16 protein-coding genes are annotated in these 20,732 nt (G+C 56.6%); 8 read left to right on the plus strand and 8 right to left on the minus strand.

Annotation, left to right across the window (positions count from 1 at the left end):
- Positions 1-65: 65 nt before the first annotated feature.
- The 3 genes from selB to fdhE form a co-directional block, all read right to left on the minus strand.
- Positions 66-1,904: a selenocysteine-specific translation elongation factor gene (gene selB / locus AB6T85_RS09010; protein ID WP_301730572.1), complete on the minus strand. Its 1,839-nt coding sequence runs from the start codon at positions 1,902-1,904 to the stop codon at positions 66-68.
- Positions 1,905-1,974: 70 nt separating this feature from the next.
- On the minus strand, positions 1,975-2,583 hold the full coding sequence (locus AB6T85_RS09015) for a glutathione S-transferase (RefSeq protein WP_301251558.1): 609 nt from the start codon (positions 2,581-2,583) through the stop codon (positions 1,975-1,977).
- Between the two features lie 42 nt (positions 2,584-2,625).
- A complete protein-coding gene (fdhE, locus tag AB6T85_RS09020) occupies positions 2,626-3,552 on the minus strand; it encodes a formate dehydrogenase accessory protein FdhE (RefSeq protein ID WP_253456717.1) in 927 nt (308 codons plus the stop codon).
- Between the two features lie 555 nt (positions 3,553-4,107).
- Between fdhE and fdhD the strand changes: the two genes are divergently transcribed.
- A complete protein-coding gene (gene fdhD, locus AB6T85_RS09025; protein ID WP_301251555.1) occupies positions 4,108-4,917 on the plus strand; it encodes a formate dehydrogenase accessory sulfurtransferase FdhD in 810 nt (269 codons plus the stop codon).
- Between the two features lie 28 nt (positions 4,918-4,945).
- Here fdhD and AB6T85_RS09030 read toward each other — a convergent pair whose 3' ends face one another.
- Positions 4,946-5,722 carry a DeoR/GlpR family DNA-binding transcription regulator gene (locus tag AB6T85_RS09030; protein ID WP_369895337.1) on the minus strand — a complete coding sequence of 259 codons (777 nt, stop codon included), beginning with the start codon at positions 5,720-5,722 and terminating at the stop codon, positions 4,946-4,948.
- Between the two features lie 160 nt (positions 5,723-5,882).
- Between AB6T85_RS09030 and AB6T85_RS09035 the strand changes: the two genes are divergently transcribed.
- Entirely contained in the window at positions 5,883-7,223 is a 1,341-nt protein-coding gene (locus tag AB6T85_RS09035; protein WP_369895338.1) for an aspartate aminotransferase family protein, read from the plus strand.
- 106 nt (positions 7,224-7,329) lie between these two features.
- Here AB6T85_RS09035 and alsE read toward each other — a convergent pair whose 3' ends face one another.
- The 4 genes from alsE to AB6T85_RS09055 are packed head-to-tail and all read right to left on the minus strand — an operon-like array spanning position 7,330 to position 10,053.
- Positions 7,330-8,010 carry a D-allulose 6-phosphate 3-epimerase gene (gene alsE, locus AB6T85_RS09040; protein ID WP_253456703.1) on the minus strand — a complete coding sequence of 227 codons (681 nt, stop codon included), beginning with the start codon at positions 8,008-8,010 and terminating at the stop codon, positions 7,330-7,332.
- Positions 8,011-8,033: 23 nt separating this feature from the next.
- A complete protein-coding gene (ulaA, locus tag AB6T85_RS09045; RefSeq protein WP_253456701.1) occupies positions 8,034-9,296 on the minus strand; it encodes a PTS ascorbate transporter subunit IIC in 1,263 nt (420 codons plus the stop codon).
- Positions 9,297-9,328: 32 nt separating this feature from the next.
- Positions 9,329-9,595 (minus strand): PTS sugar transporter subunit IIB, encoded by a 267-nt coding sequence (locus AB6T85_RS09050; RefSeq protein WP_253456698.1) that lies wholly within the window; start codon positions 9,593-9,595, stop codon positions 9,329-9,331.
- On the minus strand, positions 9,592-10,053 hold the full coding sequence (locus tag AB6T85_RS09055; RefSeq protein WP_369895339.1) for a PTS sugar transporter subunit IIA: 462 nt from the start codon (positions 10,051-10,053) through the stop codon (positions 9,592-9,594). The genes AB6T85_RS09050 and AB6T85_RS09055 overlap by 4 nt, the downstream gene beginning before the upstream one ends.
- 313 nt (positions 10,054-10,366) lie before the next feature.
- Between AB6T85_RS09055 and AB6T85_RS09060 the strand changes: the two genes are divergently transcribed.
- The 6 genes from AB6T85_RS09060 (at position 10,367) to AB6T85_RS09085 (ending at position 20,726) form a co-directional block, all read left to right on the plus strand.
- Positions 10,367-11,392, plus strand: coding sequence for a LacI family DNA-binding transcriptional regulator (locus AB6T85_RS09060; RefSeq protein WP_369895341.1), 1,026 nt, complete (start codon positions 10,367-10,369; stop codon positions 11,390-11,392).
- Positions 11,393-12,205: 813 nt separating this feature from the next.
- A complete protein-coding gene (sodA, locus tag AB6T85_RS09065; RefSeq protein ID WP_253456685.1) occupies positions 12,206-12,823 on the plus strand; it encodes a superoxide dismutase [Mn] in 618 nt (205 codons plus the stop codon).
- 1,503 nt (positions 12,824-14,326) lie between these two features.
- Positions 14,327-15,832 (plus strand): sugar ABC transporter ATP-binding protein, encoded by a 1,506-nt coding sequence (locus tag AB6T85_RS09070; protein ID WP_369895342.1) that lies wholly within the window; start codon positions 14,327-14,329, stop codon positions 15,830-15,832.
- On the plus strand, positions 15,829-16,833 hold the full coding sequence (locus AB6T85_RS09075) for an ABC transporter permease (RefSeq protein ID WP_369895343.1): 1,005 nt from the start codon (positions 15,829-15,831) through the stop codon (positions 16,831-16,833). Before AB6T85_RS09070 ends, AB6T85_RS09075 begins: the two co-directional genes overlap by 4 nt.
- An 8-nt stretch (positions 16,834-16,841) precedes the next feature.
- Positions 16,842-17,903, plus strand: coding sequence for a sugar ABC transporter substrate-binding protein (locus AB6T85_RS09080; protein ID WP_369895344.1), 1,062 nt, complete (start codon positions 16,842-16,844; stop codon positions 17,901-17,903).
- Between the two features lie 438 nt (positions 17,904-18,341).
- Entirely contained in the window at positions 18,342-20,726 is a 2,385-nt protein-coding gene (locus AB6T85_RS09085) for an autotransporter outer membrane beta-barrel domain-containing protein (protein WP_369895345.1), read from the plus strand.
- Positions 20,727-20,732: the final 6 nt, after the last annotated feature.

Genomic DNA, 20,732 nt, shown 5'->3' on the forward strand with positions numbered 1-20,732 from the left:
CCCACAAAATCAGCGGGCTAAATTTGTGTCGCATCAATAAGGGAAGCGTTAGGGAAAAAGGAGGATTAGGGGAACATGCTGTCGTCGCGCAGCAGATGATCGCTGCCCTGACGATGGGTAAAGCCGCTGTGGTCGAAAAATTCCAGGATCTGCACCGCCAGCTTGCGGCCCATAGCGAAAAGGCGGCGAAAGTCCGCCGCGCGGGTGGCAAGCCCCTGCTGATGCCGCTGGCGAATGGTGTCGGCAAACCGTTCAATCAGCGCGCGGGAGTAGTAGCGATCGTGAACAATCGCCGCAATTTCGCCACTGCTGGCGGCTTTTTGCAGCGTCAGACGCATCAGCGCCTCGTCGGCGTTCAGGCAGGCTGCCATATCGCGCACCCACCCGCTATCCTGCGCCAGCAGCGGTTTGGCCTGCTGCCACAGCGCCTGCTCTTCTGGCGTAAAGCTGACGGAGAAAGCAGGCAGACGCAGCCAGCCATAGCGAAACGCCAGCGCGCCGTCGGCCAGCAATAAGTCGATAACCGCCAGCCCGATTGCTTCCGGCAGGCCGGGCAGCGCCATCCTTCTGAGGCGGCTTCGCCCCAGCCCCGGCCTGTCTTCGTGCTTGCGATGGTAGCCCGCCAGCGTATCCAGCACCTGCCGCCGCCATCCTGCGGTAACCTCTGCCAGCAGCAGATAGTCGCCCGCTTCAACCGGCGCAATGGCGCTGAGCGCAGCGGAAAAGCCTTCGGCGGTCAGCTGGCGTGCCCAGGCCAGCTGCGTTTTGCGCCAGGGGCGGGCCTGAAGCAAAAGCCGCAGCGTTGCCTCATCGTCCTGCGCATTGGCCAGCTGCTGTAGCCAGCGCGTCGCGTCGGGCTGTGGCGTACAGCCTTTTTTCTGCATCAACAGCACCACGCGAGCGCCCGCCAGCGTTTGCCGGGCCGTGATATCGCGCAGGATCAGCCGATCGTTATCCGCCAGCCACAGCGGTTTATCCAGCGTCAGCTCGGCCAGGTTATCCTGCATCGGCGTCACGCTGCCGGTGATATGGCTGGCGGCATGATGAATATGCAGCCGCTGCGCCTGTTTTAACGGCTGAAGCGGCTGGAGCGCCACCACCACCCGGCTGGAAAGCACGGCGGGCGGCTCTTGCAGCAGCCAGTCGCCGCGGGACAGCTCGCTTTTTTCGACGCCGCCAACAAGGTTAAGCGCCAGCCGCTGGCCGCCGCAGGCGACGCTGGCAGGCTGGTTTTGCGCCCGCAGACCCTGCACGCGGACGCTTTTATTCATGCCGGTCAGCCAGAGCCTGTCACCGACGCGAACCTCGCCGCCCAGCGCGGTGCCCGTGACCACAGTGCCCGTACCCGGCACGCTGAAGGCGCGATCGATAGCCAGGCGAAAGCGTTTACAGGGCGCGATCGCGCGCGGTGGCAGCTGGCTGATATGGTCGGCAAGGGCGCTGATGCCGGTGGCGTTCAGCGCGCTGGTGACAAACAGCGTGACGTCCGGCCAGCCCATCAGCGCGGCCAGCGTACGGATTTCCCGCTCGGTGTCGCTGATGCGTGCGGCGTTGGCCAGGTCGGCTTTGGTAATTGCGATGGTCAGCGGCGGCTGCCCGCTCAGTTGCAGGATCGCCAGATGTTCGCGGGTTTGCGGCATGATGCCGTCATCGGCCGCCACGGCGAGCAGCGCGTGATCCGGGCCGGTGACGCCGCTGAGCATATTAGCGAGGTGCTTTTGATGGCCCGGCACGTCGATAAAACTGAAGATCCGTCCATCCGGCCTCGGCCACCAGGCGTAGTTGAGATCGACCGTGCTGTCCTGAGGCTTTTCACCCGGCAGCCGATCGAGCGCCGCGCCGGTCAGCGCCTGCAGCAGCGTAGTTTTACCGTGTGCGGCATGACCTGCGCTGACGATGACCATCAGCTTGCCCCGGCGCTAAGGCGCCGCGGCGGAGGCGCCGTTATCCGGGCGGCGGTAAACGGGTTCACCATCAGGCCGATGGCGGCACCGTGCGGGCGAAGCTTTCCCGCTGGAACATTTTTTCCGCCAGTTTGACCAGCGCAGGCCGTTCCACGCACCAGTTAGGGATCACGCGGCGAAAATTCAGGAAGCCTATCAGGCAGGCGACGGCTATATCCGCCACGTTGATGGCCTCGCCGTTGATCGTGGTGCCTTTGGCCGCCTCTTGTTCCAGCGCGTCGAGACCGCGCGCGATTTTTTCGCGCTGGCGCAGCAGCTGGCTCTCCATCTGTAGCTCCGGCGGCCTCATCTGTTCGCGCAGCAGGATCACCGCCGCATCGCCGATCCCATCCGCCAGCGCTTCCAGCTGCTGTACCTTCAGCGCCGCCAGCCGATCATGCGGCATCAGCGCCGGGGCGATATCCAGCTGCTCCAGGTAAGCGGCGATGATAGGCGAGTCGTACCAGGTATCTTCCCCAGCCACCAGCGCCGGGACTTTACCCAGCGGATTGTAGTGCGGAACGTGGCTCTCGTCGGTCCAGGGCGATTCGTTGATAAATTCAAAGGTGATGCCTTTTTCCAACAGAATGACCGAAATTTTCCGTACAAAAGGACTGGTATAGCTGCCGATTAATTTCATTACGCGAATTCCCCTTCAAAACCGAATGGCCTGTTTATCATGTTATTCTCCCGGAAACAGGAATGGATTCAGGCTGCTGCGTGAAAAGCCCTCCTGTTCCATTCGCGCATCCAGCACCAGCGAGGCGAGATCGTCGGCAACCGCTTCTACGGCCGGATCTTTTGCCTGATAGAGCAGTTTCATATAGGTGCCGCAGTCGCCGCAGCTTTCGGCCTTAATGGACGCGAGATTGCCTTCCAGCGACCAGGCGTGCAGGTCCTGCGTTTGCTCACAGTTGCTGCATCGCGCGCGCGCCACGTGCCATTCGCTTTCGCACAGATTGCAGTGCAGATAGCGCAGGCCGTCCTCCTGCTGGTCCATATGCACTACGCCGGAAACCGGCACGCTGCCGCACACCGGACAAAACTGCCGCTGTTCGCCATATTCGGCGCGCGCGCGGCCGGGGATCAGCGCCGCCATCTGCGCCCAGTACAGCGAGAGCGCCGCCCAGACAAAAGGCGATTTGTCGCTGGCTATTTGTGAAAAGTCATTGGCGAACAGCGCGTTAGCCATGGCTTCCAGCTCCGGCGCAGAGGCTTTTTCCAGATTCTCCAGTACCGCCAGCGCCTGACCGGACATTTCCGGCTTCATTTCAGCGATCAGCGAATGGAGCAGACGCTGCCAGTGCGGATCGCGGGGCAGCGTGTTGATATCCAGCGGCGGTTTGCCGATGCGTGCGGCTTCCGCCAGGCGCGCCTGCAAATCCAGCCGCAGCGGATGATCGTAAAGCACTATCTCCTGCGCGCTGGCGATAACGGCCGCAAAGCGCAAATAGTCGCCCAACGGATTTTTCTCTGCCAGCTGACGCAGTCTCGCGGCGCGGCGGGCATACAAATTTTTCAGCCTGGGGAAAAGTAACGGCGGGATCGTCTCCGCCATTTTTGTTTCGCTTTTCTCCAGCGGATCCTGCGGGATTATGCGAATAGTCATCAGGAATTCCTGTTATCTGGCGCGCTAATATCGTCGGCGGAACGCGCATTAGCCGCACTTTTTGCCCGGTAGTCGGGCACCCGGTCTTCAAATAGTCTGTTTCGCCTCTAAAGCGGCGTAAACCCGCATGGCGCGCGGTGGTCAATCTCCTGTCACGCTCAACTTACCGGTAAAGCAGGGCCGCCGCATCGCGTATTGCGCGCCTGCGGCGGCCTGAAAAATGCGCTTATGGCTAAAATTATAGCGTCCGCTCTCGTCAACTTCCTTGTTAAGCGTAATTTAAGGGATGTTTTTTAACCACGGCGGTTTGCTGCACGCAGCAAAAAAGCCTCTACGGCATGTCCGTGTTCCGGTCTGCGACCGTCGCTGTCCACCAGGCCGGTTGCAACCCGAGGCCCTGGCAGCGATTGGTTATCCGTTTCTTTTTGTGCTTTTTGCCGCCGGAAAACACCGTTGCGCGGATTATTGTTTTGCGGTCGTTCTCTTGCGGGTTCAAAATTACAGGCGAAAAAATTAGCGGCGCGGCTTGAGTGACGGGAAAGACAGGTGAGTGAAATGAGCAAGGCGGGTGAACAGAGCATGGCCGGCGTCAGTCAGATTGAGGTCTGGCAGCGCGGTACGCTGGAGACGGCACAGGAGGACTGGCTGGCCGATGAGGTGCCGGTGGCGCTGGTGTATAACGGCATTTCGCATGTGGTGATGATGGCAACGCCGAAAGATCTCGAGGCATTCGCCATCGGTTTTTCCCTCTCCGAAGGGATTATCAGCTCGCCCGGCGATATTTACGGCATTGATATTCAGCCTTCCTGCGGCGGGCTTGAGGTGCAGATAGAGCTGTCCAGCCGCCGTTTTATGGGGCTGAAAGCGCAGCGCCGGGCAATGGCGGGCCGCACGGGCTGCGGCGTCTGCGGCGTGGAGCAGCTGGCGGAAATCGGCAAGCCCGTGCAGCCGCTGCCTTTCAGCCAAACCTTTTCGCTGGATCGGCTGGACGGCGCGCTGTCGCAGCTGAAAAGCTACCAGCCCGTCGGGCAGCTGACCGGCTGCACGCACGCGGCGGCCTGGATAGCGCCAGACGGCAATCTGGCGGGCGGCTGTGAAGACGTAGGTCGCCACGTGGCGCTGGATAAGCTGCTCGGCCTGCGCAGTCAGCAGGCCAGCTGGCAGCAGGGCGCGGTGCTGGTTTCCAGCCGCGCCAGCTACGAGATGGTGCAGAAATCCGCCATGTGCGGCGTGGAAATTCTCTTTGCGGTTTCCGCCGCGACCAAACTGGCGGTTGAGGTGGCGCAGCGCAGCAATCTGACGCTGGTCGGCTTCAGCAAGCCGGGCCGCGCCACGGTTTATACCCATCCGCAGCGGCTGATTTGACCGCCTGATCTCTCAGCGCAGGCGACCGTTACGCCATCACCACCTGCGGCAGTGCCGTTTCCAGCGAGGCGAAAGCCTGAACGCCCGCCGCGCCGCTGTCGGTGACCAGCAACGCGATCTGTTCAGGCCGGGCATACTGCATCCGGCTGCTCACGCCCAGCTTGCTGTGATCGGCCAGCAGGATCGATCGCGCCGCCTGATGCACCATCGCGCGCGCGATGGCCGCTTCGTAAGGATGAAAGCTGCTGGCACCGTTTTTGCTGTCGACGCCGGTCGGCGACAGCATCGCCACGTCGGCGCGGTAGCGATAAATTTCCGCCACCGTCAGCTCGCCGCGCGTTTCCTGCGCACCGGCCAGCATCGCACCACCCAGCAGAATAATGCTGTTGTTCAGCTGCTCGCCCTCTTCGGCAGCGGAAAGTTTTAGCGCCGCCTGCAGGCTGTTGGTGATGATGGTCAGACCGGACATGGTGCGCAGCTCTTCCGCCAGCATGGTGGTGGTGCTGCCAGCGTCGATAAACAGCGTCTGGCCCGGCGTTAACAGCCGCGCGGCGGCACGCGCAATAGCGCGTTTTTCTCTGGCGCGGACTTCGCTGCGCACCATCAGCGGCGGTTCCGGCTCCGCCGTCAGCGACATCAGCCCGCCGTGTACGCGACGGGCCGCGCCCAGCGCCTCCAGCTCGATAATGTCTCTTCTGGCGGTTTCGCGTGAAACGCCTAACTCTTTGATAATGCGCTCGGTGCTGACATGACCCAGCGTAGCCAGCAGCGCGCGAATGCGATGCAGACGCGATTCCTGAAGCATGATTGCGTTCCTTAACCGGACAAGGGCACCAGCCTAACCGACAAACGATCGCCGTGCATGTGTATTTTATTGCATATGTGTATTTTGTTGCATTAAAACAAAAAAGAGTCATTATAAAAAGACGGCTGCACGCCTTCATCCTTTCGCAACGGGAGTTATCATGGCTACACGTTCGACCATCATGGATACCAACAGTTTTCGCGCAGAGCACGCCGCCGGTCTGGACGACGACGTGCGGAAACTTACCGATAAACGCAGCCGGGTGCTGGGCGAATCCTACCGGCTGTTTTACCGCAAGCCGGTGCATCTGGTGCGGGGCGAAGGGCAATATCTATGGGATGCCGCCGGAGAAAAATATCTGGATGCCTATAACAACGTGGCGAGCATCGGCCACTGCCATCCTGCGGTCATTGATGCGGTATATCAGCAAATGCAGCAGCTTAATACCCATACTCGCTATCTGCATGAGCGCATTCTCGACTATTCGGAAGCGCTGCTGTCGACGCTGCCCGGCGAAATCGATCGGGCGATGTATATGTGCACCGGTTCGGAGGCGAACGACCTGGCTATCCGCGTGGCGCGGGCCTTCAGCGGCGGCACGGGCATTATCGTCAGCCAGGAGGCCTATCACGGCACCAGCGATCTGACCTCCGGCGTTTCGCCTGCTTTAGGCTCCGGCCAGCCGCTGGCCACCACCACCCGCCTGGTTTCGCCGCCCGATCGCTATCGCGTCACCTCGCCGGATTTGGGCGACTGGTTCGCCAACGAAATCCAGCGGCAGATCGACGATATGGCCGCACACGGTATTAAATTCGCCGGCTTCCTTGCCGACTCGATTTTCTCCTCCGATGGCGTGCTGCCCGGCCCGAAAGGCTTTTTGCAAAAGGCAATTGAAGTGGTGCACAACAACGGCGGCATCTTTATCGCCGACGAAGTGCAGCCCGGCTTTGCCCGTACCGGTGAGGCATTCTGGGGCTTTGCGCGGCACGGCGTCGTGCCGGATATCGTTACCACCGGCAAGCCGATGGGCAACGGCATTCCGGTATCCGGACTGCTGGCGAAAAGCGACGTATTGGCCGCTTTCAGCGACGATATTCCCTATTTCAATACGTTTGGCGGCAATCCGGTGGCGATGGCGGCGGCGCAGGCGGTGTTACAGGTGATTAAAGAAGAACAGCTGCAGGAACACAGCCGCGTCGTGGGCGAAAAACTGCTGAAAGAGTTGCTGACGCTGAAAGAGAAGTACGAATGCGTAGGCGACGTGCGCGGCGCGGGGCTGTTTATCGGCTTTGAGCTGGTCAAAGACAAGAGCAGCAAAACGCCGGACAAACAGCTGGCGCTGGATGTCACCGAAAAGCTGCGTGAAAACCGCGTGCTGACCTCGGTGGCCGGGCCTTACGGCAACGTGTTGAAGCTGCGTCCGCCTTTGGCTTTTCAGGAAAGCGATATCGACTGGCTGGTTGGCGCGCTGGATAACTCCCTGCGGGCCGTGCTGCGCTAACCACAGCGGCGGCCCGCGCGCCGTCTGCTGGCCAGAAAGCTTACTCATGGACTGAACAGCTCACTCAGGCGGCAGTCAAGCTCCTTCAGGCAGCCGGAAAGCTTGCTCAGGCAGCGGCGATCTGCTGAGAAAAGTTAGCTTCCATCCGCGCCCAGGCGTCGTTCATATCGTCCGCCAGGCTGAACAGTCCGGAGGTGCCGACGATAAACACCTCGACGCCGGAAGCTGCAATCTGCCCGAAGGTGGCCGCATTGCAGGAGCCGTCGATTTCCGTGAGGTAGCGCCAGCCATGCTGTTCGCGAAGCCGGATCAGCTGACGAATTTTATCCAGCGTTTGCGGAATAAATTGCTGCCCGGCAAAGCCCGGATCCACTGACATTACCGTAACTTTATCCAGCAGATGCGCATATTCCATAATGGCTGCCGCGGGCGTGGCCGGATTAAGCACCACGCCGCAGCGTTTACCCGCTTCTTTAATCTGCATCAGCAGGCGGAATATTTTGTTATTCGCCGTTTCGGGATGAAAACTGATAATGTCCGCGCCCGCCTCCAGGCACATTGGAATAATATCTTCCGGATGATTAACCATCAGATGCACATCAATCGGCACATCGGTTATTTTGCGCAGGTTCTCGATAAAGAACGGCGACAGCGTAATATTTTTTACGTAACTGCCGTCCATAATATCGACATGATAAAAAGCGGCTTTATCATTCATTGCCTCTATTTGCTCACGGAACCGGGTTAAATCCATACACATTAAAGAAGGTGAAAATTTCGCGTTCATGGAAGTTGTCCTGTTATGCGGCCTTAATGGAACAGAGCGATAAGCTTGCCGAGGATAATGCCGATTACGCCGAAATCCGCATCGCCAAAGGTGGTGGAAGCGAAGCCAAGCTCGCCCATCAGCGGCAGCAGGATGGCCGGCAGGAAAGAGATCAGCAGGCCCTGCACGAAAGCGCCAATCATCGCGCCACGGCGACCGCCGGTAATGTTGCCATAGACGCCGGCCGTTGCGCCGCAGAAGAAATGCGGCACCAGGCCCGGTACGATCACGCTCAGGCCGAACAGCGGGCAGAGGAACATGCTGATCAAACCGGCGGCGAAACTACACAGAAAACCGATAATTACCGCATTGGGCGCGAAGGGGAACACCGTCGGGCAGTCCAGCGCCGGTTTAGCGTCCTTCACCAGCTTGTCGGCGATGCCTTTAAAAGCCGGCACGATTTCCGCTATGACCATCCGCACGCCCGCCAGGATGATATAAACGCCTGCGGCAAAGGTAATGGACTGGATAACGGCAAAAACCAGGAAGTTCTGACCGCCGCTGACCTGGCTTTCGGTAAAGGTTTTGCCGGCCACCAGCACCAGCGCCACAAACAGGATCATCATGGTAAGCGAAATCGCCACCGATGAGTCGCGCAGGAAATTCAGCGTTTTCGGCACCTTCAGCTCTTCTGTGGAAGGACTGCCTTTGCCCACCACCTTGCCGACCAGCGCCGCCAGCAGGTAGCCGGTCGAGCCAAAGTGGCCCAGCGCCAAATCATCGGAACGCGTAATCTTGCGGGTAAAGGGCTGCAGGATAGCCGGACTGATCACCATCATCGCGCCTAAAATCAGCGAGCCGGTTGCCACCAGCCAGAAACCGCTGAAGCCGCCGACCGACAGGATCACCGCCAGCATCGCAGACATATAAAGCGTATGGTGGCCGGTTAAAAAGATATATTTCAGCGGCGTAATGCGTGCCAGCAGAATATTAATCAGCATCCCAAACACCATAATCATCGCCGTAGCCGTGCCGTAGCTTTTCTGCGCCAGCGCGGCCATTGCATCGGTGTTGGGCACCACGCCCTGAATATTAAAAGAGTGCTCAAACAGCTGGCTGAATATCGTCAGCGTTGTCGCAATCAGGTTAGCGCCGGCAATCAGAATTAAAAATCCCATGATGGTTTTCAGCGTGCCGGAAATGACTTCTGAAAAAGCTTTCTTTTGCAGCAATAAGCCGATCAGGGAAAAAAGGCCGACCAAAATCGCTGGCGTTCCGAGAACGTCATTAATAATAAACTGAAGCATAAACGACTCCGTACGTTTGAGTTGCCGCGTTTTTATAAGTGCTCGGCCAGGATCTCTTTAATTCTGGCGTTATCGAGCAGGTTGCTCAGGCCAAATACCTGCGCCTCGTGATCGGCAAGCCGATCGGCGATATCCTGGGCGCTTAAAATTAAATCTGCCGGTTCCGAGCGCGCGGTCGTTAAATCCGTATGGCTGACCTCCGCCGTCTTTCCCAGTTCCGCCAGGATTTTTTTCACGTTCATTTCGACAATAAAGCTGCTGCCCAAACCATTGCCACACACAATCAGCACTTTTTTCATGAGGTTTTCTCCAGAGAGGGATCGCTAACGGCGGCCGTAAGGGCCGACAGCGTGGTCGCCGACAGCAGCTGCTGTAGACGGAAGTCGTCGCTGAACAAACCGGCCAGTTCGCCGATCATTCTGATGTGCTCTTCGCCGGAGACGGCGCTCAGCAGGATCACCACGTATACGGGATCGTTTTCAGCACTGTCGAAGCTGACTCCCTGATTAATACGCAGCAGAGAAAGCCCGTTTTTCAGCGCACCTTCTTCGGGGCGCGCATGAGGCATGGCGAGGCCGGGCGCCAGCACGTAGTAAGGGCCAAGCTGAGCATGAGAGCGGAAAATCGCCTCCAGGTAGTCCGGTGTAATAGCCTGCTGCGCCAGCAGCGGCGCGGCAGCCTGGCGGATTGCTTCCTGCCAGTGGCCGACGCTTTCGGTCAGCTGAATATTTTCAGGTTGAAGCCAGTTCGACAGCATGTTCGCTCTCCGGTAAGGGTCTGCCTGCACTTTAGGCGGTTTTCTGTACGCTTTTCCGTGATTGTTGTCGCAAAAGTTAGCGCTAACATCAGCAATGTTAAAATATGTGTTATCGCTAACATTTCTGCTGCACACGAAGCATGATCAACGGCGCTTTATGCCGCCTGGCCCGGAGGGAAATAAGGATGAGCGCCGCCTGCAACCTTTCTGCGCCGCCTCGCATAACAAGGTGAAGGATCGCTTTTAACGTGGCGCGACCGGGCTTTTGGTTTTAAGCTGCGTCCAGTTGAAACAGCTGGCTGCAGGAGAATGCATGGCAGAAAAACGGCGGCGCAGTACCGGGAAAAGTACGCTGGCCGATGTCGCCCGTCTGGTTGGCGTCAGTACGATGACCGCATCACGCGCGCTGCGGATGCCGGAAAAAGTCTCTTCCGATATTCGTGAAAGGATTGAGGCGGCGATAGCCGAACTGGGCTACGTACCTAACGTGCAGGCGCGCAATCTGGCGTCGGCTTCCTCAAAGCTAATCACGATGGTGGTGCCTTCTTTCGTTACGCCAGGCTGCGCGGCGGTGTCGGAAGCGTTACAGGCGATACTGCGGCCTGAGGGATACAACGTCATGCTGGCAGAGGCCAACCATTCTGCGGCGGGCGAGAACGAGCTGATAGAAATGTTGCTCTCTTACAATCCTGCGGCGATGGTGCATTTTAACTTTGATAACGTGGAGGCGGCGCATCGGCTGCTGAGCAACTCCGGCCTGCCGGTTATCGACATAGGCGGCGTGCATCATGATTCGGCGGGCATCAGCGTGGGCGTCGACTATGCCAAAGCGGTACGGCTGCTGGTACAGGCGCTGGTGGAGAAGGGGTTTCGTCATCCCGGTCTGCTCTGCACGCAAACCAGCAACACGCTGTTCAGCCAGCTGCTGAACGGCTGGCACAGCGGGATGCTGGCGCATAATTTGTCGCCGCATCGCGTCGTAACTTCGCCTTTGCCGCCCGGCTTTGCCGCTGGCCACGCGCTGCTGGCGGATATTCAGCTTACCTGGCCCGAAATCGACGTGCTGATCTGCACGGCGGAAGAGGTAGCCTGTGGTGCGATGATGGCCTGCCACGCGGCGGGGATTGCGGTGCCCAGCCAGCTGGCGATAGCCAGTATCGGCGGCGGACAGCTTTCCGCCGTCTGCTCGCCACCGCTAACCACGGTGACGCTGCCCTACGGCGAAATGGGCAAGCTGGCCGGTAAACGCCTGCTGGCTGCGCTACAGGGAGAAGATCCGCCGGTCTGGAACGAGCTGCCGGTAACGCTACAGTTTCGTGCCAGCACGGAGAAAATATAAAGCCCGGCTTGGGGTGCGGTGGAAAAGCGAAACGAACATTTTTCCTGCTCAAAATCAGGTAAAAATGCCGTGGGCGAGGCTGAAGATTAACAGCGCCAGCAGCAGCCCGCCTGACATCAGTAACGCAAACTGGAAAGCGACAACGCTTATCCCAAAGAGTATTGCGGCGCCTGCGGCGTGCCTGTTTTCTCTTAACCAAATTTGACCAACGCATCAAATCTGGTTAATCTTTATGCGTAGTACTTTGGTACTGCAAAGGATGCAGCAGACTGGTTAGCCCAGACATCCCGCTACCCCAATAAGGATGGTTCCGAACCATTTTTAACAGGGTCAGGCCAGGTCCGGTAAAGGCGATTCTGAATACCAGAAGAAATTCTGGCGAAACCCACCTTAAGGTGGGTTTTGTTATTTCAGGGGTGGGGTAAAGGTTTGTTGAGAAAAGAGAGATCCCACACTGTTCCTTCAGAATCAACGAAGGGATGCCATTTTGATACCTCACCGATCTTCACTTTTGCAAAACTCCCTGTCCTGAAAAAAGTTATGTGGAAAGTTATCCTGTCTTATCAATGCCACAGACGATAGCCGCAGCAGTCGGCTCTGTTTTGTCAGGCGTAAACGGCTTAGACCATTTTGCTCTGTAGGTCATCAATAAGGTTCTGATGCCCTTCACCGGCGTGCTGTCTATAATAACCTTATAAAGACCGGGGCATTGATAACCCTTTTCCAGATCATTAATTTAACTATAATGATCCGACTGCTTACGCGGCACTCCATCGGGACGTGCTGCCAAAAAAACCAATGGAGATGATGAACATGAGTTATTCACTGCCATCCCTGCCTTACGCATACGACGCACTGGAACCGCATTTCGACAAGCAGACGATGGAGATCCATCATACTAAACATCACCAGACTTACGTGAACAACGCGAACGCCGCGCTGGAAGGCACCGAGTTCGCTGACCTGCCGGTAGAAGAGCTGATCACCAAACTGGATCAGGTGCCTGCCGATAAGAAAACCGTACTGCGTAACAACGCGGGCGGCCACGCTAACCACAGCTTTTTCTGGAAAGGTCTGAAAACCGGCACCACGCTGGGCGGCGAGCTGAAAGCGGCTATCGAAAAAGATTTCGGCAGCGTTGATGCCTTCAAAGAAGCGTTTGAAAAAGCGGCCGCTACCCGTTTCGGCTCCGGCTGGGCGTGGCTGGTTAAGAAAGACGGCAAGCTGGCTGTAGTCTCTACCGCTAACCAGGACAACCCGCTGATGGGCGAAGCGATCGCTGGCGCTTCCGGTACCCCAATCGTGGGCCTGGACGTGTGGGAACACGCTTACTACCTGAAATATCAGAACAAACGTCCTGACTACATCAAAGCGTTTTGGGAAGTGGTTAACTGGGACGTGGCGGCAGAGAATTTCGCTGCGGCTAAATAAGCCCGTTCCGGACGAAAACGACAGGCGTTTGTAGGCTAAGCGTCTGATAAATACCCTGCTGGCGCTAAGTTAGCGGGGTATTTTTTTGCCGTAAAAATCCCCCGCCAGCCTTTCTTGCCTGACTGCTTTCTAATTTTTTATTAAGAGCGGCGTTAATTTGATCCTGAAGCGCCATTATTAATCGTCCTTTTTTTGTGACAGGAACTTTTTTTAAGGAGGTTTTAATCTGCTGTTGTTAAGACGATATTAAAAATTAAGCTTTTGTAACTGGCATTCGTCCCTTATCTCGTTAAAAAAGGGACGGCTGTATGAAAATGGCTGATGCGTTGCAATATCATAATTTTTATCGGCATAAAAGCTATGCATTTACCAGATGGTACGTAAGATTAACGCCTGTTAAAATAAATGGTTGTTAAGGAATTTAATCTGTTAACACAGAAATTAGCCTATACGGAGCGTACATTCAACTGCTACAAACAATAGCTTCCTGCACCATCTCGATTTTTCATTTTTTACAGTAAGTCCGCCACTTTATAAGAACATTGTTCGGTGCCCTTTTGACAGATATAAAATAATAATATAAGTAAGGCGCTGTTATTAAAGAAGAATAAAGGTGATCTGGATTTTATCAACCGAGCATAAAGCCCTTCGCCTCATTGTGGTATCAGGCAAGTGTTTAGACACTGTTCATACTTATTATGCTAATAATTTTATTGATTTTAGGTACTTTAAACTCTGGAGGAAATATGAAATTAGTAAAATTATTGTTACTCGGTGCATGTCTGTCTTTTGGGGTATCAACCTTGTCATATGCCACGGTGTCTTCATCTCAAACGCAATATAAAGCTGGTCAGTGTGGTACTGATGGTATTTATGTCCCCGGATATGGTTGCGTTTATCCTGGCGATTCCGGATCTCGCCCCTGATAACTTAAGACACCACAAGTCCTGAAGCTATAGAGAGGCCGCGGTTATCCAAAGTTATGTAAATAATCCTGGATAACTGCGGCCATATTCAAGGCGGAATTAATACGCCTTGTTAAGTAACCAGTGGATATAGCCTGGCTGCTATTTGCCCGAAATTACTCGCCGTTTTCTGAAAAACGAACGCGCGGCTATATGAAAACCATCATTAAAATTCTTTTACTGTTAACGGTGCGTCCATACTGCGGTTGCCACAATGACTGGCGAATGTACGCCAGCGACGGCTGATGGGGCGACCTGCGTCTGTTTCCCCGATCCTGTTGGATGCTGGCGGTCTTTTGTTTTCACCTTTTTCTTTTCTGTACTTTTCCTCGCCGTCCTGACCGAGCGAAACCCTGCTTAATCTTCTGATTACCTCTGTTCATGCTGCGTAACGGGATGCCGCTGGTTTTAACCGCTTAAATGGCTGGGCGTCTGGATGGCTAATAACATTTCGTGTTAGCTTATCTCCTTTCGTTCGTTGCCTGTCGTGATAATCCATTAAAAAATAAGGCAGCTTACCCTTCAGAGAGCGCTCGCTATGACCGCAGTGAACCATCTTGAAATGCGGCAGATCGCCATCGCTTTTGGCGGTTTTGCCGCGCTGACCGACGTCGACTTTCGCCTTGACGGCCACAGTGTTCATGCGCTGACCGGCGCTAACGGCGCAGGAAAATCAACGCTGATGGCCGTGCTGTCGGGTGCCCATGAGCATTACAGCGGCGATATCCTGCTGGATGGCGAGCCGGTATCGATTCGTTCTCCGCGTGATGCAAAGAAGCTGGGCATTCATCTGGTGCAGCAGGAAGTTGATGTGGCGCTGGTTTCCACGCTCAGCGTGGCGGAAAACATCATGCTGGATCGCCTGGCCGAAGGCGGACAAATTTATCGCTGGCGTGCTATCCGTCGCCAGGCTCGCGCGCTGCTGGCACAGCTGGAGGTGGATATTGACGTCAATCGCCGCGTCGATCGCTGCACGCTGGCGGAGAAACAGCAAATCCTGCTGGCCCGTGCGCTCTCCCATCACTGCCGCTTTTTGATCCTGGATGAACCCACTGCGCCGCTGGATCGGCATGAAAGCGAACGCCTGTTTGCGGTGGTTCGCCGCCTGCAAAAAAGCGGTATCGGCGTAGTGTTTATCTCCCACCGTATCCACGAACTGCGCGCGATTTGCGATCGGCTTACGGTGCTGCGCGACGGGCGCCTGATTGAAACCGTGCCGATGAGCGCGCTGAGCGGCGAACAAATCGTGGAAAAGATGCTGGGTCACCAGCTGGCGGATATCTATCCGCCGCGTCGTCCGGCCAGCAACGGCGCAACGCTGCTGCATGTCGAGGCGCTGCACGACGACGCGCTGCTGCACAATATCTCTTTAACGCTGCGCAAGGGAGAGATCCTGGGTATCGCCGGCCTGGCGGGCGCGGGAAAAACGGAGCTGTGCAAAGCGCTGTTCGGCGCCAGCAAAAGCCGCATCGGCCGGGGCGAGCTGCATGGCAAACCGTGGCGGCCCACTTCGCCTTCCGCTGCGGTAGCGAACGGCATGGCGCTGATCCCGGAGGAGCGCCGCAAAGAGGGCATTTTTATCGACGAGTCGGTGGCAATGAACCTTAGCATCAGCGCGGACACCAGCTTTTCCCGCTGGGGGCTTTTCGGTCACCGGCAGGCCTGGCGCTGGGCCGAAGAGATTATTCAACAGCTGGGCGTGCGCACTCTCGGCCCGGAACAATCCCTGCGCCGTCTTTCCGGCGGTAATCAGCAGAAAGTGGCCATCGGCAAATGGCTGCGCAACGACGCTGACGTCCTGATTTTTGATGAGCCAACCAAGGGCGTTGATATCAAGGCCAAAACCGATCTCTTCACGCTAATCGACGCGCTGGCCCGCCAGGGAAAAGGGGTTATTTACGCCTCGGGCGAGTTTGCCGAACTGGTAGGGCTATGCGACCGCATCTGCGTGCTGTGGGACGGTAAAATCGTGGCGGAGATGGATGCGCGTCAGGCTGATGAAGAAACGCTTTTACTTTATTCCACCGGAGGAACCCCTGCGTGAGCAGCAAAGAACTTTCCCTGAAGGCGACGCCTGGGCTGCGTCACCAGCTGTTTGAATTCCTTTATAAATGGGGAATGTTGTTAACGGTGGTGGCGCTGATCGCCGCCTTCGGCCTGGCTTCGGACAGCTTTCTGGAGCCAGCCAATATCATCAATATTCTGCGCGCCATCGCCATTGTGACGGTGATTGCCGTAGGCGTCTCGATCTCGTTGACCATCGGCGGCTTCGATCTCTCCGTGGGATCTACTGCATCGTTGGCAAACTCGCTGGTGATCTCGCTGTTTGTCTGGTACGGCTTTGGCCCGACAGCCGCGATAACGCTGACGCTGCTGCTCTGCACGCTGGTCGGGCTGTTTAACGCCTTTCTGATCGTAGTGCTGAAAATTCCCGATATGCTGGCCACGCTGGCAAGCCTGTTTATCGTGCAGGGCGTGGCGATGACCTGGAGCTTCGGCGGCTCTGTCACGGAGAATATGGTGATGCCAAGCGGCGAGATGGCCGAAGGGATCGTGCCGCCGGACTTTTCGCTACTGGGCCAGGTGCCAACCATCGTTATCATTATGCTGGTGGTTACCGTGGTGGCGCAGCTTGGCCTGTCGCTGACAAAGCATGGCCGCCGCATGTATGCCATCGGCGGCAACCCGGAAGCGGCGCGGTTTTCCGGCATTCGCACGAATCGCTATCGCGTACTGGCTTACGTGCTCGCCTCGCTGCTGGCGGGACTAGGCGGCATTCTGCTGGCTTCGCGCATTGGTTCGTCGCAGGTGAATGCCGGCGGCGGCTATCTGATGGATGCCGTTGCGGCGGCGTGGATCGGCCTGTCGCTGGCCGGCTCCGGCAAGCCGAATGCGCTGGGCACGCTGCTGGGCGCGGTGATCCTCGGCGTGCTGCAAAACGGTCTGGTCATGCTTTCCGTGCCTTATTACGCCATGGATATTATCAAAGGTCTGGTGCTGGCCGCTGCGCTGGCAATCACTTACATTCAGCGCCGCCAGGCGTAGGGATAACGATGAAAAAATTAACGCTTTCACTGCTGGCCGTCAGCCTGCTGGCCAGCACTACCGCCTTTGCCGATACGGCTGCGGTGCCTGCCGCTATCGCCAGCCATAACGGCCCCGTTCGCGTGGCGGTGATCCGCAATCTGGGATCTGACGACAACACCACCCAGTTTGTCGCGGGCGCTATCCAGCAGGGCCGCCAGCTGGGCTTTAAGGTCAGCGCCTTTCTGAGCAACGGCGACGACGCCCGCTTTCAGGATTTTGTGGAGCAGGCCATCAGCCAGAAGTATGACGGCATCATTCTGTCGCACGGCAAAGATCCCTACGCAACGGCGCTGGTAAAGCGTATTGCCGATGCGGGCATTAAAGTGTCGGTGTTCGACACGCCGGTTAATCAGCCGATAGCGGGCGTAACCGTGACCGCGCAGGATGACGCGTCGCTGGCGCAGCTTTCGCTCGATCGCCTGGTGAAAGACAGCGGCGGTAAAGCCAATATCGTCAAGCTGTGGGTCGCGGGCTTTCCGGCCATGGAGCGCCGTCAGGTGGTCTATGAAAAAGTGCTGCAGGCCAATCCGGGCATCCATCAGCTGGAATCTATCGGCGCGGTCTCTTCTGACGTGCAGGGCGATACCGCGAACAAGGTGGGCGCGATCCTGGCTAAATACCCTAAAGGCAAAATTGACGCGATTTGGGGGGCCTGGGACGCTTTTGCCCAGGGCGCTTATAAAGCGCTCCAGGAAAACGGCCGGACCGAGATCAAACTCTACAGCATCGATGCCTCTAACCAGGATCTCCAGCTGATGCGAGAGAAAAACAGCCCCTGGAAGCAGACGGTCGCGGTGGACAGCAAACTGATTGGCGCGGTCAATATGCGGCTGATAGCGAACAAGCTGGCAGGCGAAGCAACGCCCGCGACTTATCAGTTCAAGGCATCGGCTATCACGCAGGAGCAGCTGGCCGGACAGGCGGTGAATGTCGCCACGCTGAATAAGCTTATTCCTGGCTGGGGTGAATCAACCGATTTCGTCGCACCGTGGTTTACCACGCTGGCGGCACAGCAGGCGAAAAAATAAAGACGATAAAAGCCCGCCCGTGCGGGTTTTTTTACGATAAAAATTGCCAGGAGTTTTCCTGGTAATGACGTTAATCTCCTTTCTTTTTCTTATCTTATCTTTTTTCTCCGAAAATAAACGCCGTAAAAGCGCGCTTTTCTTTCCGCCCTGTTTTGGTATAAAGATACTCTGTTAAAATAAAGTTTCCTCTGTGATAGGCGGATGTCTTTAATTTGTTTTGTTTCAGGGTGATTATATCGCGCATATCAGGAAATTATCTTTCTTTTATATAAGGATAAGAGTGGGGGTTTATGAATAGTATTTACGCTTAATTTGTAGCGTTAAAACAATCGAATGAAACATTCTGGCCGGTAGCAAGCGGGTGGGAAGCGGTATGTGCGTCAACACATACCGCGCGTCGTTTCATTCATTTTATTTTCTGATGGAAAATGAGCAATCATGAAAACGACAAAATCGATATTATCAGGTGTCGCGGCTTCGTTCATCCTTTTGCTGCTTCCTGAGGTATCCGTGGCGTTTACGGAAAACGTCGCCGCTGGCGTGCTGGTGGAGGGCGAAATCATCGGCAGTGCCGATGGGGAAAGCACGCAGCAGGTATACGGGACCACTATGCATACCACTATCGATGCCGGAGGCGTGCAGATAATCAACGCTGGCGGCGTTACTGACAGTACCGTGGTGAACAACGGTGGGAAGTTACAAAACAACGGCGGTAAGGATAGCGCGACGACGGTAAAATCGGGCGGCGCCTTTTTGCTGGCAGGCCAGGCGAACAGCTACGCCCTGTCGAATAACGCGCTGATTGAAAGCGCTGCGCTTGTTGTTATTAATAATTATGTGCAGACGGAGGGCTGGACGATTAATGCCGGTAAGCTGGACCATATTTATATGGAAGGTTCCAGTTCGGTAATGAAAAACACCACTGTTAATGCCGGACGTTTCTGGATGGAGACCGGGAAAACGCTAAATACAACGCTAAACAGCGGCTATTTCGTCAATGTTGAAGGCAGCGATATCGATACCGTTATCAATGGCGGGACGTACTTTCTGGGCGGCACCCGGCAGGCCTACTCGGAAAATTTAACCATAAACAGCAATGGATATGGAAATCTGAACTCCGGGACTATTAATAATGCCACCATAAATGGCTCGCTGATTGTTACGCCTAATAATATCAATCCTGAAGTTTTGTCCTCATTACAGGGGAATATTACGGTAAATGACGCAGGGCGCCTTATTATCGTTACCGGCGCCGATACGGATAAGGCGAGCTATCACGTGTCCGGCTCGGTCTACCTTTCCAGCAACGCTTCCTTTAGCGGCGAGTATTATTTTGCCCTGGGCGATGTCGCCCTGGCAGGCGGCACGGTTATTTACGATCCCAAAGGCTATTCCACGCTGACCCTGAAAACGCTGTCCGGCAGCGGCACGTTTCTGATGGATACGAAAATTTCCGCCTTGCAGGGCGATTTTTTGACGGTGACGGGCCGCGCGACCGGTGATTTCGCGCTTTATGTGATCGACAACGGCGTCAGCCCAACCCATAGCGACAGCCTTCAGGTTATCCAGATTGGCGATGGCGACGCGACGTTTGCGCTGGCGAACAGCGGTGAGGTCGTGGATCTGGGTACTTATCAATATTATCTGATTGCTGACGGCCAGGGCGGCTGGTCGCTGACGCCGCATAAAGCGGAGGCCGAAGACGATCCAGATCCAGATTCGGATGAGGAGGCGGAAAAACCTTCCCCGGCTGACGACGCGCAAACGGACGCGCCGACAGAGGATGAAGACGCGCCGGATAATCAGGCGGACGTTTTACCTGATAACCAGCCGGATGTGACGCCAGACGAGCAGGACGGGACGTCCGGAGAGGAGGCGGCCGTAGAGCCGTCGCCGCCCGCTGACTATGTCATTACGCCTGCCGCAGCGGCGGTGCTGTCGGTAGCGACCGTCGATCCGCTGATATTCCGTCAGGAGCTGGAAACGCTCAGCGAGCGCCTTGCCAATAGCGACTTCCCTGAACATGACCATAACGTCTGGGGCACGGTGCGCAACGGTCGACTGAACGTCAGCAACGAGGCGGGCGCGGATTATCGGCTCAGCCTCAACTCGTTGACTATCGGCATCGATCGGGCGCAGCAGGGAGCGGAAAGCGCGGCGTGGCAGGGTGTATTCTTCAGCTATGGTCACAGCGATATGCGTTTTCGCGGCAAAGGGATTGGCAAGGCGGATATCGACAGCTGGTCCGGCGGGTTTTACGGCAGCTGGCAGCATGATGCCGGTTACTGGCTGTATGGCGTTCTCAAGCTCAACCGCTTTACGCACGAGGTGCGCGCGCGCATGACCAGCGGCGGCGCGGCCAACGGCAGCTTTAACACCACGGGCATCGGCACCGGCATCAAGGCGGGCAAACACTTTCTGGTCGGGGCGGCGAAAGTGACGCCGTGGATCGGCGTAACCGGTTTTACGAGCAACAGCAGCACGCTGTCGTTGAATAACGGCATGAAGGCGCGCATCGGGCCGCAGCGGTCGCTGACGGGCGCTGTCGGCGTCAGCACGGAGTATGCGATACAGGTCAGGGAAACGCTGCTGCATCCCTGGGCCAGCATCGGCCTGGAAAGGGAAACGGTGACTAAAAATCGCGTCAGGATAAACGGCGAGTCTTTCAAAAACGAGTTGAGCGGCAGCCGGGGCGTTTATCAGGCAGGGGTCAGAGCGGCGCTGTCATCAACGCTTTCGCTGCACGTTAGCGCAGGTTATATGCAGGGACGTCATATTGAATCGCCGTGGAGCGCGACGGCTGGCGTTAACTGGCGGTTTTAAGAAAGC

The sequence above is a fragment of the Erwinia aeris genome, from assembly GCF_041224955.1.
Lineage (GTDB): Bacteria > Pseudomonadota > Gammaproteobacteria > Enterobacterales > Enterobacteriaceae > Erwinia > Erwinia aeris.

Excerpts from the sequence above, each read along its gene's own strand:
- selB (WP_301730572.1), bottom strand. The coding sequence starts at position 1,904 with ATGGTCATCGTCAGCGCAGGTCATGCCGCACACGGTAAAACTACGCTG.
- AB6T85_RS09015 (WP_301251558.1), bottom strand. The coding sequence starts at position 2,583 with ATGAAATTAATCGGCAGCTATACCAGTCCTTTTGTACGGAAAATTTCG.
- fdhE (WP_253456717.1), bottom strand. The coding sequence starts at position 3,552 with ATGACTATTCGCATAATCCCGCAGGATCCGCTGGAGAAAAGCGAAACA.
- fdhD (WP_301251555.1), top strand. The coding sequence starts at position 4,108 with ATGAGCAAGGCGGGTGAACAGAGCATGGCCGGCGTCAGTCAGATTGAG.
- AB6T85_RS09030 (WP_369895337.1), bottom strand. The coding sequence starts at position 5,722 with ATGCTTCAGGAATCGCGTCTGCATCGCATTCGCGCGCTGCTGGCTACG.
- AB6T85_RS09035 (WP_369895338.1), top strand. The coding sequence starts at position 5,883 with ATGGCTACACGTTCGACCATCATGGATACCAACAGTTTTCGCGCAGAG.
- alsE (WP_253456703.1), bottom strand. The coding sequence starts at position 8,010 with ATGAACGCGAAATTTTCACCTTCTTTAATGTGTATGGATTTAACCCGG.
- ulaA (WP_253456701.1), bottom strand. The coding sequence starts at position 9,296 with ATGCTTCAGTTTATTATTAATGACGTTCTCGGAACGCCAGCGATTTTG.
- AB6T85_RS09050 (WP_253456698.1), bottom strand. The coding sequence starts at position 9,595 with ATGAAAAAAGTGCTGATTGTGTGTGGCAATGGTTTGGGCAGCAGCTTT.
- AB6T85_RS09055 (WP_369895339.1), bottom strand. The coding sequence starts at position 10,053 with ATGCTGTCGAACTGGCTTCAACCTGAAAATATTCAGCTGACCGAAAGC.
- AB6T85_RS09060 (WP_369895341.1), top strand. The coding sequence starts at position 10,367 with ATGGCAGAAAAACGGCGGCGCAGTACCGGGAAAAGTACGCTGGCCGAT.
- sodA (WP_253456685.1), top strand. The coding sequence starts at position 12,206 with ATGAGTTATTCACTGCCATCCCTGCCTTACGCATACGACGCACTGGAA.
- AB6T85_RS09070 (WP_369895342.1), top strand. The coding sequence starts at position 14,327 with ATGACCGCAGTGAACCATCTTGAAATGCGGCAGATCGCCATCGCTTTT.
- AB6T85_RS09080 (WP_369895344.1), top strand. The coding sequence starts at position 16,842 with ATGAAAAAATTAACGCTTTCACTGCTGGCCGTCAGCCTGCTGGCCAGC.
- AB6T85_RS09085 (WP_369895345.1), top strand. The coding sequence starts at position 18,342 with ATGAAAACGACAAAATCGATATTATCAGGTGTCGCGGCTTCGTTCATC.